General features: G+C 66.6%; 11 protein-coding genes. 1 reads left to right on the top strand and 10 read right to left on the bottom strand.

From position 1 onward, the window contains the following. Window positions 1–4 precede the first annotated feature (4 nt). From ACSQ9I_RS31380 to ACSQ9I_RS31360, 5 genes are all read right to left on the bottom strand, one after another. Window positions 5–1,201: a substrate-binding domain-containing protein gene (locus tag ACSQ9I_RS31380; protein WP_436297039.1), complete on the bottom strand. Its 1,197-nt coding sequence runs from the start codon at window positions 1,199–1,201 to the stop codon at window positions 5–7. Window positions 1,202–1,328: 127 nt separating this feature from the next. Next, window positions 1,329–2,894 carry a long-chain-fatty-acid--CoA ligase gene (locus ACSQ9I_RS31375; protein ID WP_436315979.1) on the bottom strand — a complete coding sequence of 522 codons (1,566 nt, stop codon included), beginning with the start codon at window positions 2,892–2,894 and terminating at the stop codon, window positions 1,329–1,331. Window positions 2,895–2,933: 39 nt separating this feature from the next. Further along, window positions 2,934–4,118 carry an acetyl-CoA C-acyltransferase gene (locus ACSQ9I_RS31370; RefSeq protein WP_436315978.1) on the bottom strand — a complete coding sequence of 395 codons (1,185 nt, stop codon included), beginning with the start codon at window positions 4,116–4,118 and terminating at the stop codon, window positions 2,934–2,936. Between the two features lie 55 nt (window positions 4,119–4,173). Next, window positions 4,174–6,285, bottom strand: a complete 2,112-nt coding sequence (locus tag ACSQ9I_RS31365; protein ID WP_436315977.1) for a 3-hydroxyacyl-CoA dehydrogenase NAD-binding domain-containing protein — start codon at window positions 6,283–6,285, stop codon at window positions 4,174–4,176. 91 nt (window positions 6,286–6,376) lie between these two features. Then, on the bottom strand, window positions 6,377–7,420 hold the full coding sequence (locus ACSQ9I_RS31360; protein WP_436315975.1) for a zinc-binding dehydrogenase: 1,044 nt from the start codon (window positions 7,418–7,420) through the stop codon (window positions 6,377–6,379). A gap of 169 nt (window positions 7,421–7,589) precedes the next feature. On the opposite strand from ACSQ9I_RS31360, the gene ACSQ9I_RS31355 reads away from it, so the two are divergent. Continuing rightward, window positions 7,590–8,354: an SDR family oxidoreductase gene (locus ACSQ9I_RS31355; protein ID WP_436315974.1), complete on the top strand. Its 765-nt coding sequence runs from the start codon at window positions 7,590–7,592 to the stop codon at window positions 8,352–8,354. Between the two features lie 13 nt (window positions 8,355–8,367). Here the strand turns inward: ACSQ9I_RS31355 and ACSQ9I_RS31350 are convergent, their stop codons facing one another. From ACSQ9I_RS31350 to ACSQ9I_RS31330, 5 genes are read right to left on the bottom strand one after another with little or no spacing between them, the layout of a single operon-like run. Continuing rightward, entirely contained in the window at window positions 8,368–10,212 is a 1,845-nt protein-coding gene (locus tag ACSQ9I_RS31350) for an AMP-dependent synthetase/ligase (protein ID WP_436315973.1), read from the bottom strand. 13 nt (window positions 10,213–10,225) lie between these two features. Then, window positions 10,226–11,008, bottom strand: a complete 783-nt coding sequence (locus tag ACSQ9I_RS31345) for an ABC transporter ATP-binding protein (protein WP_436297046.1) — start codon at window positions 11,006–11,008, stop codon at window positions 10,226–10,228. Continuing rightward, window positions 11,005–11,802 (bottom strand): ABC transporter ATP-binding protein, encoded by a 798-nt coding sequence (locus ACSQ9I_RS31340; RefSeq protein WP_436297047.1) that lies wholly within the window; start codon window positions 11,800–11,802, stop codon window positions 11,005–11,007. Before ACSQ9I_RS31340 ends, ACSQ9I_RS31345 begins: the two co-directional genes overlap by 4 nt. Further along, a complete protein-coding gene (locus tag ACSQ9I_RS31335) occupies window positions 11,802–12,878 on the bottom strand; it encodes a branched-chain amino acid ABC transporter permease (RefSeq protein WP_436297048.1) in 1,077 nt (358 codons plus the stop codon). The genes ACSQ9I_RS31340 and ACSQ9I_RS31335 overlap by 1 nt, the downstream gene beginning before the upstream one ends. Then, window positions 12,875–13,750 carry a branched-chain amino acid ABC transporter permease gene (locus tag ACSQ9I_RS31330; RefSeq protein ID WP_436297049.1) on the bottom strand — a complete coding sequence of 292 codons (876 nt, stop codon included), beginning with the start codon at window positions 13,748–13,750 and terminating at the stop codon, window positions 12,875–12,877. Before ACSQ9I_RS31330 ends, ACSQ9I_RS31335 begins: the two co-directional genes overlap by 4 nt. Window positions 13,751–13,799 lie beyond the last annotated feature (49 nt).

Here is a 13,799-nt window from a genome sequence, read left to right as displayed (position 1 = left end):
GCACTCAGCGCTTGGCCGTGACGGGCACCGGCATCTCGGACGCCGGAATCTCGCGCACCAGCTCCAGCAGGTCCCACTCGCCGGCGGGCGCCTTCTTCATCTTGAACTGGTACTGCGCCTGCATCGCCTGATGGTCCTCCTTGCGGAAAGTCATCTTGCCCTTGGGCGTGTCGAATTCCATGCCCTCCATCGCTGCGATCAGTTTCTCGGAGTCGGCCGAGTTGGCCTTCTTGAGGCCCGCGATGATCGCGCTGGCGGTGACGAACCCGCCCGCGGTAAAGAGGTCCGGCGGCATCTTGAAGCGCTTCTGGTGCTCGGCGACCAGCCAGTCGTTCATCGCGTTCTTGGGGAAGCCGTAGTAGTAGTAGGTGCCGCCGGACACGTCCAGCCCTTTCCAGGGCTTGGTGTTCTCGAGATTGGCGCCGCCGATGGACAGGAACTCGATGCCGTAGCGGCCGGGGTTCAGCTCGGAGATCTTCCGGATCGGATTCGGGGCACCCCAGATCACGACCAGGTACTTGCGTCCGTTCACGTTCTTCATGCCATCGAAGATGCGCTGCATCGGCGCGGTGAAGTCCGTGGTCGCCAGCGGGATGAACTCCTCGTGCACGATCTTGGCCTTGCTCTTCGTCGATGCCATGGCATCCTTGAAGGCCTTCACGCCGTCTTTTCCATAAACGTAGTCAGGCGCAAGAAACGCGATGTTGTCGCCCTCTTTCAACCCCGCAGCGCTGGCCAGCGCGTCCTGGAAGGAATTGCGACTGGCGCGGAACAGGTACCGGTTCCAGCTGGCGCCCGTCAGCGAGTCGGCGATCGCGGGCTCGACCATAAGCACCTTCTTGTATTCCTCGGCCACCGGTGCCATCGACAGTGCACCGCCCGACCACGAGGTGCCGACCGCGATGTCGGCGTTGTCGTCTGCGAAGGCTTCGGTGAGCATGGCCTTCGACAACTCGGGCTTCATCTGGTCGTCCTTGACGATGACTTCGATCTTGCGCCCCAGCACGGTCATCGTGCCCTGCGTCAGGTATTCCAGGCCCAGGCGCAATCCGCGTTCGGTGTCGCGCGCATAAGCCTCCGAGGGCCCCGTCTTGCTCGCGATCAACGCCACCTTGATGGGCTTGTCCCGCGCCATCGCCGGCGCTGTCGCCCCCATGAGGACGAGGGCGGCGGAGGCCGCGACGATCAGGTTTCTCAACATTCTTGTCTCCTTGGCATTCACGGTTACGAGCTCATTGCGGTAGCTCTTGGGCATTATTGTCTTCCAATATTGTCAGACAATCATTAGGTGATAACCCGCTCGGAAAGACCGGGTTGCGGGGCTCGCGCTATCCGACCGCCCTGCTCTGGCCGCGCCAGTAAGGCTCGCGAAGGACGCGCTTGAGAATTTTTCCGCTCGGGTTGCGCGGCAACGCGTCGACGATGTCCACGCTCTTCGGGCACTTGAAGTGCGCCAGATTGGCGCGCATGAAATCGATGACGTCGCGCTCGGTCGCTTGCGCGCCGGGTCGCAGCACCACGCACGCCTTGACGGCCTCGCCCCAGGTCGGGTCGGGCACGCCGATGATCGCGCCGTCGGCCACGGCGGGATGCCGCATCAGCACGTTCTCGACTTCGGCCGGATAGATGTTCTCGCCGCCCGACACGATCATGTCCTTGATGCGGTCGTTGATGTAGAGATAGCCGTTCTTGAGGTAGCCGCCATCGCCCGAGCGAAACCAGCCGCCGTTCGCATTGCGTCCCTCGGGGTAAGCGGCCGCAGTGGCCTCCGGGTTGCGCCAGTACTCCTTGAGGTTCCGGTCGGACTCGATCCAGATTTCGCCGACCTGGCCGTCAGGCAGGTCTTCCAGCGTCACGGGGTCCACGATGCGCAGGCGCGCGCCGCCGATGGGCCGCCCCGCCGATCGCAGAAGCTCCGGATCGCCGGAGGCGTGGTCGGACGGAAACAGGAAGGTCGCCGGGCCGGACACCTCGGTGAGGCCGTAGACCTGAAGGAACTTGCAATGGAAGATCTCGAAGGCCTGCTTGATGACCGTTTCGCTGACCGGCGAGCCGCCGTAAGCCATCAGCTGCAGGCTGTTGTAGTCGCCCGATCGTGCCTCGGGCACCTGGAGCATGAACAGGATCATTGCCGGCACCACGAAGGTGTGCGTGATGCGGTGCAGTGCAATGCTGCGCAGGTAGGCGGCCGGATCGAACTCCGAATAGGCGGAGGTCTGCCCTCCCGTGTACAGCGTGAGCAGCAGCATGGTCATGCCGGCGACATGGAACACCGGCAGCGGATTGCCCAACACGTGGCGATGGTCGAACTCCCATTCCTTCGCAACCACCCTCGAAGTCGAGAGCAGGCCGGCGTGGGTCAGCACGATACCTTTCGGCAGCCCCGTGGTGCCTGACGAATACAGCTGCAGCGCGGCGTCATGCGCCCCCATGGCGACGGAGGTGAACTCGGTGGCCTGGCCGCTGTACCACTGTGCCAGCGAGGGCGCGCCCTCGTGCGCCTGCTCAGTGCAAACCAGCCTCTTCACGCCAGGCAGCCGGGCGCTTTGCACCGTCGGCATGAAGGCCGCATCGGCCATCAGGAACGGCGCTTCCCCGTTGTTCACGATGTACTCGATCTCCGAGGCCGAGAGGCGCCAATTGACGGGCATGCACACCGCGCCGAGCTTGCATGCCGCGAGCGTCGTCAGGATGCATTCCGTGTGGTGCTTCGTCAGCACCGCGACGCGGCCGTCCCGTCCGACGCCCATGGCGGCCAGCGCGTTTGCGATCTGGTTGGTGGCGCGGTCGACCTCGCGAAACGTCAAGGTCCGGTCGCCGGTGCGGTACGCAACGTCATCGGGCCTGCTCGCGACTTGTCGCAACAGGCTGTCCACCAGGGTTTGGTCTTCCACCGTATCGTCTCCTCTTGTGCCTGAGGTGCTCGCTTTGCTTCAGGCGACCTCGAACAGCGCCGCCGCGCCCATGCCGCCGCCGACGCACATGGTGGCGACGACGTACGTCACCCCGCGTCGCTTGCCCTCGATCAATGCGTGGCCCACGACCCGCGAGCCCGTCATGCCGTAGGGGTGACCGATCGAGATGCCGCCGCCGTCGACGTTGTACTTTTCAGGATCGATGCCGAGGTGGTCACGGCAATAGATGGCCTGGCAGGCGAAGGCTTCATTGAGTTCCCACAGGCCGATGTCGGCGACCTTCAGGCCGTGCTGCTTCAGCAGCTTGGGAATGGCGTAGATCGGACCGATGCCCATCTCTTCGGGTGCGCATCCGGCCACGGCCATGCCGCGGTAGATGCCCAGCGGCGCCAGGCCGCGGCGCTCCGCGAGGCCGCGCTCCATCAGCACGCAGGCGGACGCGCCGTCCGACAACTGGCTCGCGTTGCCGGGCGTCACCACGCCGCCTTCGATCACGGGCTTCAGCGAGGCAAGCCCTTCGAGCGTGGTCTCGGGCCGATTGCCCTCGTCGGCGTGGAGCGTCACTTCGCTGTAAGAGACCTCCTTGGTGTTCTTGTCGACGACCGCCATCGTGGTCGTGAAGCGAACGATCTCCGCATCGAAGCGACCCGCGGCCTGCGCGGCGGCGGTGCGTTGCTGAGAAGCGAGCGAGTAGCGATCCTGCGCCTCGCGCGAAATGCCGTACTTCTTCGCCACGAACTCGGCCGTCTGCAGCATCGGCATGTAGGCATGCGGCGCGTGTTCGATCACCCTCGGATCCTTCTCCTTCGCAACCCATCCCATATAGGCGTCCTGCACGGCAGTGATGTTCTCGTGGCCACCGGCAATCACGATGTCCATGCCGTCGACCATCACCTGCTTGGCCGCGGTCGCGATCGCCATCAGGCCCGATGCGCACTGGCGGTCCATGGTCTGCCCCGACACCGTTGCAGGCAGGCCGGCGGCCAGCACTGCGTTGCGTGCGAGGTTCATGCCGGCGGTGCCGGAGGACAACACGCAGCCGATCACCGCGTCCTCGATCTCGCCACCCTCGACGCCGGCACGCTGCACGGCGTGTGCGATCGCATGGGCCAGCATCGTTGGCGACTTCGTGTTGTTGAGCGAGCCCTTGTATGCGCGCCCGATGCCGGTGCGCGCGGTCGAGACGATGACGGCTTCTTTCATGATGTCTTCCTGTGAATGCGGAGCAAGAGGTGGGATGGCGAGGTGTCCGAAGCGCCTACGCCGCTGTCCAGTCGGAAAGCTTCCGGCCCTGGCTGGCCAGGTCGGTCAGCAAGGAGGACGCGGTCCAGTAGCCGTAGGGGTTGCCCCGGACGCTGGCGTAGTGCGCGATTCGTTCGGCGACCACCGGCAGCCCGATCTGATCGGCCATGAAGATCGGCCCGCCGCGGTGATCGGGAAAGCCGTAGCCGGAGGTCCACACCATGTCGATGTCGCCCGGGCGGTAGGCAATCCCCTCCTCCAGGATCTTCGCGCCTTCGTTGATCATGGGAACCAGCAGGCGCTCGACGATCTCCTGCGCGCCGATGTCACTGCGCCGGGCGATGCCATGGGCCTTCGCGAGTTCTTCGGCCACGCGGGCCGTCTCGGGATCGGTCACGGGCTTGCGGCCGTCGTAGCGGTAATAGCCCACCCCGGTCTTCTGGCCGAAGCGACCCAGCTCGAACATCCTGCGCACCACGGCGCGGTAGCTGTCGTCGGGCGGCAGCCCGCCGGCCTTGCCGTACTCGATGACGGTCTTCGCGCCCACGTCGATGCCCGCCATGTCCAGCATGCGGCAGGGCCCCATGGCCATGCCGAGTGCCTCCACAGCGCCGTCGATCTCGGCGGGGCTCGCGCCCTCCATCATCAGGAACTCCGCTTCGCGCATGTAGACCTCGGCCACGCGGTTGCCGATGAAGCCATAGCAGACGCCGGAGACGACCGCGATCTTCTTGATCGTGCGCGCCAGCTGCATCACCGTCGCCAGCACGTCGGGCGCGGTCGTCGCACCGCGCACCACTTCCAGCAGCCGCATCACGTTGGCCGGACTGAAGAAGTGCGTGCCGACCACGTCCGCCGGCCGTCCGGTCGCCTCGGCCAGAACATCGACGTCCAGGGTCGAGGTGTTGGTCGCGATGATGGCGCCCGGCTTGCACACCTGGCCGAGCCGCGCGCAGACCTGCTTCTTCAGGTCCATGTTCTCGAACACGGCCTCGATCACGAGATCGCAGCCCGCGAGCGAGGCATCGTCGAGGGTTCCGCTGAGCAAGCCCAGGCGCTCGGCGACCTGCGCGGTGGTGAGCCTGCCCTTGGCAGCGCTCGCTTCGTAGTTGCCGCGAATAGCCTTCAGGCCGCGGTCGAGCGCCTCCTGCGAGGTCTCGACCAGCACGGTCGGGATGCCGGCGTTGGCGAAGTTCATCGCAATGCCGCCGCCCATGGTGCCGGCGCCGACGATGCCGACCGAGCGCACGGGGCGCAGGCTCAGGTCCTTGGGGAGGCCCGGGATCTTCGACGCCTGCCGCTCCGCAAAGAAGAGGTGGCGCAGGGCCTGGGACTGGGGCGAGGTGCGCAGTTCCTCGAACAGGCGCGCCTCGACGGCTTCGCCCTCGGCGAAAGGCAGGGTCGACGCCTGCACCGCCAGCACGATGTTGCGGGCGGCCGGGTAGAAGGCCTTGCGGCGCGATGCTTCGTCGAGCGCCTTGTCGAAGAAGTCCGCGGGCAGGCCCTCGAGCGACACCGAGCGTTCGCTGAGCCGTCGCGGCGGCGCGCTGCGGGCGATCAATGCTTCCACGAACGCGAGCCCGACCTGAAGCGGCTCGCCCTCGCGGACTTCGTCGACGATGCCGGCCTTCAGCGCCGCGGCGGCATCGATGCTTCGGCCGGTCCCGATCAAGTCCAGCGTCAGCTCCGCGCCGGCCACCCGCGGCAGGCGCTGGGTTCCGAGCGAACCGGGCAGGATGCCGAGCTTGACTTCCGGGAAGCCGAACACGGCGGTGGGCACGCTCACGCGGTAATGACAGGCCAGCGCCAGTTCCAGTCCGCCGCCGAGCACGGTCCCATGCAGCGCGGCGGCGACCGGCCGGTCCAACGCTTCGATGCGGGCCAGGGTGCCGTTGTAGAGCTTCGCGGAGAAATGCGGGTCGTCGAAGGAGTTGATGTCGCCGCCGGCCACGAAGGTCCGCCCCTCTCCATGGACCAGCAAGGCCTTGAAGGAGCGGTCGGCCTCGAAGGCATCGACCGCCGACGCGAGGCCGGCGACCACGCCCGGCGACAAGGCGTTGACCGGCGGATTGTCGATGCGCAGCAGCGCGATGTCGCCGTGGCGTGTCAGGGTGACGGGTGCGGTCATGGTCAGGGTCCAAACAGGGAGCGATGGGCAGTTGTGCCGAGGCTAACGAAGGCCGGCCAAAGTCTCTTGCGTCAAGTCGCTGACCGTCGGGTCAACTCGCGCCTCCCGGCCGGACCAGCAGCTTGATCTGCGTAGTGGGACGCCGCAGCGCCTCGAAGGCCTCCGGCAGCGCCTCCAGCCTCACCGTGTCCGTGACCATGGCCCCGGGTTCGACGCGGCCGGCATCGAGCAGGTCGAGCACGCGCCGCCAATCGGTCTTGCCATAGCCCATCACGAACCGGAGATTGATCTCCTTCGCCATCGCCCGTTGCGGCATCACGCGGTCCTCGGTCGGACACACGCCGACCACGACGATCCGCCCGCGCGGCTTCGACATCTCGATGCACTGCTGGATCAGTCCGGCGATGCCGACGCATTCGAAGATGACGTCGGGCGGCGCGCCCGCAGCCTTGGCGAATGCAGCGCCGACGTCGTCGACCGAAGGGTCGATCAATGCCGTGGCGCCGAAACGCCCGGCGATGGCGCGGCGGCCGCTCGCGAACTCGCTCACCACCACATGCGCAGCCCCCGCCTGCCGCGCGAAGGCGGTGACCGCCAGGCCGATCGGTCCGGCGCCGATCACGAGCACGCGCGCACCGAGCCCGATCTGGCCGGCTTCCACCGCATGCAGGCCCACCGCCAGCGGCTCGATCATCGCGCCCTCGCGCTCGCCGACCGCCGTGGGCAGGCGGATGGCCTGGCCGGCGGGCACCTTCACGTATTCCGCCAGGCCTCCGGGCCGGTTTGGACTGAAGCCGGTCAGGCGGTTGTGTGGGCAGATCATGCCGAGCCCTTCGCGGCATTCCTGAAAACCCTGTGCCACGCAACCGCTGCAGGCGTTGTTCGGCAAGGCCGTCACGCGCTCGCCGACCTTCCAGTCGCTGGCGCCGCTCTCGACGATCTCGCCGGAGAACTCGTGGCCCAGCACAGTTCCGTCCTTCACGACGAACAGGCCCGGGTGCGTGGAGTGCAGGTCCGATCCGCACACCCCGCAGTAATGGACCCGCAGCACCAGTTCGCCCGGCCCGGCCTGCGGCAAGGGCACATCCTCGATCGACAGCAGTCGGTCGACTCCGCGAAAAACAGCAGCCTTCATCGTCGGTCCCAGGGGTCGTGGCAGTCCCTCGGAGGCTATTCCAGCGGCCCGCAACTTTCTTGCGCGCAGTCGCTGTCATACGCCGCGGCGGCCGCTCGGGCAGCGACTCGGCGCAAGACACGGGCCCCGGGCCTGCCTACGCTCGGGCGAGAGACATCGGGGAGCCTGCATGCAACTCAAGGACAAGGTCATCGTCGTCACCGGCGCTGCGAGCGGCATCGGCGCCGCCATGGCGCGGCGGTTTGCGGAGGAAGGCGCGCGCGCCGTCGTGGTCGCCGACCGCGATGCCGCGCGGGCGCACGCAGTCGCGCGGGACATCGGCGGCCATGCGGCGCTCGTCGACGTGGCCGTCGAGGCCGAACTCCAGCGGCTCATCGAAGAGACCGAGTCGCGCCACGGCCCGATCGATCTGTTCTGCTCCAACGCAGGCACCACGGCTGCCGGTGGCCCCGAACTGCCGGATGCCGATTGGCGCCGCGTGATGGACGTCAATCTGATGGCGCATGTCCACGCCGCCCGGGCCCTGCTGCCGCGGATGCTGTCGCGCGGCCAGGGCTACCTGCTGCAGACGGCTTCCGCGGCCGGCCTGCTCTCGCAATTCGATGCGCCTTATGCCGTGAGCAAGCACGCGGCCGTGGCCTTCGCCGAATGGCTGTCCATCACCTACGGGGGGCAAGGCATCCGGGTGAGCTGCCTCTGCCCGGCCGGCGTCGACACGCCGCTGCTCGGCGCCGAGCCGAAGGCGCGCCGCGACCTCCTCTCGCACGGTCTCATGAGCACCGCCGAGGTGGCGCAAGTGGTCGTCCAGGCGCTGGCCGAGGAGCGCTTCCTGATTCTGCCGCAGCCCTTCATCCACACGCAGATGCGCCACAAGGCGGACGACACCGACCGCTGGATCCGCGGCATGCGCCGCCTGCACGCTTCGGTCGCCTGAGCGCGGCCGCGCTTCAAGCCGCTTTGTCGGCGTACATCGAGTCGATCAGGGCGGCGTACTTGCGGTTCACCAGCGAGCGCTTGAGCTTCATCGTCGGTGTCAGTTCCTCGTCCTCCGCGCTGAGGCGGGTTTCGATCAGGCGGAACTCCTTGATCTGCTCGACCCGCGCGAAATGCCGGTTGACCTTCTCGATCTCCTCGGCGATCAGCTCGATCACCTCGCGGCTGCGTGCAAGCGACTTGTAGTCCGAGAAGGCGACGGAGCGCTCCTGTGCCCACTGCTCGACGTTGTCCTGGTCGATCATCACCAGGCAGCTCAGGTAGGCCCGCCTGTCACCGATGACCACCGCGTCGGTCACGTAGGGGCTGAACTTGATCTGGTTCTCCCATTCCGAAGGCGTGATGTTCTTGCCGCCTGCCGTGATGATGATGTCCTTCATGCGGTCCGTGATGAAGAAGTACCCCTCCTCGTCCACGCGCCCCACGTCGCCGGTCTTCAGCCAGCCGTCCTCGAAGGCCTCGGCGGTCTTTTCGGGCATGTTCAGGTAGCCCATGAAGACCTGGGCACCGCGCACCATCAGCTCGCCCTGCTGCGACACCCTCACCTCCGAACCCGGCAGTGCGACGCCGATGCTTCCGGGCTTGCTGCGCCCACGCGGGTTGCAGGTGGCGGCGCCGGTGAGTTCGGTCATCCCCCAGAGTTCGTTCAGGGAAATGCCCAGCGCCATGAACCAGCGGATCAGTTCGGCAGAGATCGGCGCGGCGCCGGTGATCGCGACCTCCACGCGCCCCATGCCCATCATGCGGCGCAGGTTGTCGAGCACCAGTTTGCGGGCCACCCAGAAGCGCAGGCGCAACCCGCGAGGCACGGGCATCCCCTGTTCCTGGCAGCGCGCCATCTGCTCGCCGACCGCCAGTGCCTTGCGGTACGCCCACTGCTCGAGCCGGGTGGCTTCGCGCATCGCGGTGGTCACGCTCGAGTAGAGCTTCTCCCAGACCCGCGGCACCGCCATGAAGACGTCCGGCTGGATCTCACGGATGTTGTCGAAGATCGTGTCCGGGTCCTCGACGAAGTTCAGGGTCTGGCCGACGAGCAGCGCGTAGTACTCGCCGAAGATGCGCTCCGACACGTGACACAGGGGCAGGAACGCGGCGCGCTCGCGCAGCCTGGTGGGCGGCAAAAAGGCTTCGAGCGTGCGGCACGCCGCCATCACATTGGCGTGCGAGATCATCGCGCCCTTGGGCCTGCCGGTCGTGCCCGATGTGTAGACCAGCACGGCCAGGTCACCCGGTCGCCGACTCGCGATGCGTTCTTCGACCAGCGAAGGCTGCGCCTTGCGCCGCTCGCGGCCCAGTTCGGCCAGGCGGTCGAGCGAGATCACTCGCGGATCGTCGAGATTCGCAAGCCCCTCCATGTCGAACACGATCACCTGGCGGACCTGCGTGAGGCGCTCGCCCACCTCGAGGAACTTGTCGAGCTGCTCCTCGTTCTCGACGAACAGCAAAGTGGTTCCTGAATCCGTGCACAGGTACTCCAGCTGGGAGGCCGAATCGGTGGGGTAGATACCGTTCACCACGCCACCGGCCGTGAGGCCGGCCAGATCGACCCACAGCCATTCCCGGCAAGTGTTGGACAGCACCGAGACGACGTCGCCGGGCGCCAGGCCCAGCGACACCAGGCCGCAGGCCAGATCGGCCACGATCTCGCCGACCTCGGCATACGTGTAGGACCGCCAGACGCCCAGCTCCTTCTGGCGCAGCATCACGGCATCGGCGCACGTCTGCACGGCATGGCGGAACAGCGCAGGCACCGTCCGGATGTCGGCCGGGACGGCCGGCGGTCGAGTGGGATTTCGCATAGGTAGCACGCGTTCAGCGCCAGGTTTTCTTCTTCTTCCAGCGGCGCTCGCTGCGCGCGCCGGCGCCTTTCGCACCGAGGTAGAACTCCTTGATGTCGTCCTTCTCGCGCAGCGCGCTGCAGCGGTCTTCCATCACGATGCGACCGTTCTCCAGCACATAGCCGAAGTCGGCGGCATTGAGCGCCATGTTGGCGTTCTGCTCGACCAGCAGGATGGTGGTGCCGCGCTCGCGGTTGATGCGCACGATGATCTCGAAAATTTCCTTGGTCAGCCGCGGGCTGAGCCCCAGGCTCGGCTCGTCGAGCAGGATCAGTTCCGGCTGCGCCATCAGCGCGCGTGAGATCGACAGCATCTGCTGCTGCCCGCCCGACAGGAGCCCGGCATCCTGCGCGGCTTTTTCCCTGAGGATCGGAAAGTAGCCGAACACCGTCTCGAGGTCGCGCGCCACGCCGTCGCGGTCCTTCCGGGTGTAGGCGCCCATCATGAGGTTGTCGCGCACCGACAGCAGCGGAAACACCTCGCGACCCTCAGGCACATGGCTGAGGCCGGCGCGCACCACCTCCGCCGGGTCGTGCGCCGTGATGTCCCGGCCCTTGAACTCGATGCTGCCCTTGGCCGGATCGAGCACGCCCGAGATGGTCTTCAGGATCGTGCTCTTGCCGGCGCCGTTGGAACCCAGCACGGTCGCGATCTCGCCCTTGCGCACCTTCAGGCTCACGCCGCGGATCGCCTTCACGGGGCCGTAGGAACTCTCGACGTTCGAGAGCTTCAGCATGCTCGACTGTTCAACGTTCATGCTTCCGGCCTCCGCAGGCTGGACACGTCGTCGATGCTGCCGAGGTAGGCCTCGATGACGCCTTCGTGCGCCTGGACTTCGGCGGGCGACCCCAGCGCCAGCACCTCGCCCTGGTTCATCGCAAGCACGCGGTCGGAGACGCGCGACACCAGGCTCATGTCGTGCTCGACCATCAGCACGGTGATGCCGAGCTCGCGCTGGATGTCCTGGATCCACCAGGCCATGTCCTCGGTCTCCTCGGCATTGAGTCCGGAGGACGGCTCGTCCAGCAGCAGGAGCTTCGGGTCGCTGCACAATGCGCGCGCCAGTTCGACCACCTTGCGCACGCCGTAGGCCAGGCCCGCGACCTTGTGATCGCGGTAGCGCATCAGCCGCAGCAGCTCGATCACCTGCTCCGCCTTGCGCCGCGCCGCGAGTTCGTTGCGCCTGGCCGAAGGCGCAAAGAAAAGATCGCTCCAGAAGCCGGCCGCGCGATGAGTGTGGAATCCGATCAGCAGGTTCTGCAGCACCGTCGCCTGCTCGAACAGCTCGATGTTCTGGAAGGTGCGCGCAATGCCGAGGGCGGCGATGCCATGGGGCGGCGTCTGGTCGAGCGCCACGCCGTTGAAAGTGATGCTGCCCTCGGTCGGCATGTAGATGCGGCTGATGAGATTGAAGACGGTCGTCTTGCCGGCGCCGTTCGGCCCGATCAACGTGAACACCTCGCCGCGATGCACGTCGAAGCTGACCTTGTTGACGGCCAGCACGCCGCCGAAGCGAACCGACAGGTCGCGCGCCGAAAGAAGGCTGTCCATCAGCGCACCCTCTCCGATTTCTGGAACGACTTCTGGCGCCTGAACATGCCGCGTCGGTAGGTCGGGAACAGTTCGAGGTAGGTACGCAGCTTGACCCACCGGCCGTGCAGCCCCGTCGGTTCGAACAGCACAAAGACCATCAGCACCGCGCCGAAGACGACGGCCTGGAGCCCCGCCGCCTGGCCAATGGCCGGCGGAAGCCAATCCTTGGCGATGGCGATCGCCTGCGGCATGGTGATCAGGAAGATCGCGCCGAAGAACGCGCCATGAACGGAACCCAGCCCGCCCACGACCACCAGCAGCAACAGATCGATCGACTGCGCGATCCCGAACTGCTCGGGCGAGATGAAGCGCAGCTTGTGGGCGTAGAGCGCACCTGCGATGCCGACGATCGCGGCCGACAAGGCGAACGAAACAGTCTTGTAGCGTGCCAGGTGGATGCCCATGCTTTGCGCCGAGATCTCCGAGTCGCGGATGGCGATGAAAGCGCGCCCGGTCGAAGTGCGCAGGAGATTGAGCACGCCCACCGTCACGAGCACGCAGGTCAGCAGCACCACGAGGTAGAAGGATTCGGCGCCGCTGGCCGTCCAGCCGAACAGCGCGGGCGGTTTCACCGCCAGGCCGGCGTTGCCGCCGGTGATGCTCTCCCAGCGCGCCATCACCTCCTCGACGATGAAGCCGAAGGCCAGCGTGGCGACCGCGAGGTAGATGCCCTTGACCCGCAACGCCGGCAGTCCCACCACCACGCCGACCGAGGCCGACAGGCCGGCGGAGGCGGCCAGCGCCAGCGGAAAGGGCCACCCATGCCCGGTGAGCACGGCCTGCGTATAGGCCCCGACGCCCAGAAAGGCAGCATGCCCGATGGACAACAACCCGGTGAAGCCGGCCAGCACCATCAATCCCAGGCCTGCGATGGAATAGATGAGGACGAAGGTGAGTTGCGAAGTCCAGTACGGCCCCACCACCCAGGGCGCGAGCACAAGCGCGATCAGCAACAGGCCGTACCAGAACGCCTCGCCCGCATGCTTGGCGAGCCGATGGTCCTGCTCGTAGGAAGTCTTGAAGAGGAATCTCATACCTTCTTGCGCAGCTTTTCTCCGAACAGTCCGTTCGGCTTGACCATCAGCATCAGCAGGACCACCACGTACGCGGCGACGTCCTTGAAGCCCTCCGGCAGATAGAAGCCCGCGAAGGACTCGACGATGCCGATCACCAGCCCGCCGACCACCGCGCCCGGCAGGCTGCCGAAGCCGCCCACCACCGCCGCGGGAAAGGCCTTGAGACCGATGAAACCCATGTTGACGTGGACGAAGGTGATCGGCGCGAGCAGCAAACCGGCGATGGTCGCCACGCCCGCCGACAGGCCCCACACCAGGCCGTTGAGGCGCTTGACCGGGATGCCCATGTAGTACGCCGCCAGCTGGTTCTGCGAAGACGCCTGCATCGCGACACCGAGCTTGCTGTACTTGAACATCAGGAACAGCAGCGCACACAGCAGCAGCGTGGTTCCGATCACCACGCCCTGCTCGGCGCTGAGGATCAGGCCGCCGAGGTTCCACACCGCGCCCTTGTAGGGAATGTCCATGACGTGGGTGTCGGTGCCGATGCCCGGCAGCATGGTCACCAGGCCGCGCGTGATGTAGCCGAGCCCGATGGTGAGCATGACCACGGTGAATTGCGGCTGGCCCAGAATCGGCCGGATGACCGAACGTTCGAGCAGGATCCCGAAGCCCCCCATCCCGGCGACACTGACCAGCGCGGCCCAGAAGAACGGCAGCTTGAACCACGCCATCAGCAGGTAGCCGGTGCAGGCACCGAGCATCATCAGCTCGCCCTGCGCGAAGTTGACGGTCTCGGTGGCCTTGTAGATAAGCACGAAGCCCAGCGCGATCAGCGCGTAGATGCAACCCAGCGCCGAGCCGGAGATCAGCAGTTGAACGAATTCCAAGAACGCTCCTTCGCGCTGTGGCTTGCGGGGGCGGTCGGCGCGGGCCGCG

It is taken from the genome of Variovorax sp. LjRoot84, from assembly GCF_964254305.1.
GTDB lineage: Bacteria > Pseudomonadota > Gammaproteobacteria > Burkholderiales > Burkholderiaceae_C > Variovorax.
This window is presented reverse-complemented; position numbering and strand designations above follow the sequence as displayed.

Coding starts and splice junctions, on each gene's coding strand:
- ACSQ9I_RS31370 (WP_436315978.1), bottom strand. CDS start 4,118: ATGAAAGAAGCCGTCATCGTCTCGACCGCGCGCACCGGCATCGGGCGC.
- ACSQ9I_RS31350 (WP_436315973.1), bottom strand. CDS start 10,212: ATGCGAAATCCCACTCGACCGCCGGCCGTCCCGGCCGACATCCGGACG.
- ACSQ9I_RS31365 (WP_436315977.1), bottom strand. CDS start 6,285: ATGACCGCACCCGTCACCCTGACACGCCACGGCGACATCGCGCTGCTG.
- ACSQ9I_RS31335 (WP_436297048.1), bottom strand. CDS start 12,878: ATGAGATTCCTCTTCAAGACTTCCTACGAGCAGGACCATCGGCTCGCC.
- ACSQ9I_RS31355 (WP_436315974.1), top strand. CDS start 7,590: ATGCAACTCAAGGACAAGGTCATCGTCGTCACCGGCGCTGCGAGCGGC.
- ACSQ9I_RS31340 (WP_436297047.1), bottom strand. CDS start 11,802: ATGGACAGCCTTCTTTCGGCGCGCGACCTGTCGGTTCGCTTCGGCGGC.
- ACSQ9I_RS31380 (WP_436297039.1), bottom strand. CDS start 1,201: ATGTTGAGAAACCTGATCGTCGCGGCCTCCGCCGCCCTCGTCCTCATG.
- ACSQ9I_RS31360 (WP_436315975.1), bottom strand. CDS start 7,420: ATGAAGGCTGCTGTTTTTCGCGGAGTCGACCGACTGCTGTCGATCGAG.
- ACSQ9I_RS31345 (WP_436297046.1), bottom strand. CDS start 11,008: ATGAACGTTGAACAGTCGAGCATGCTGAAGCTCTCGAACGTCGAGAGT.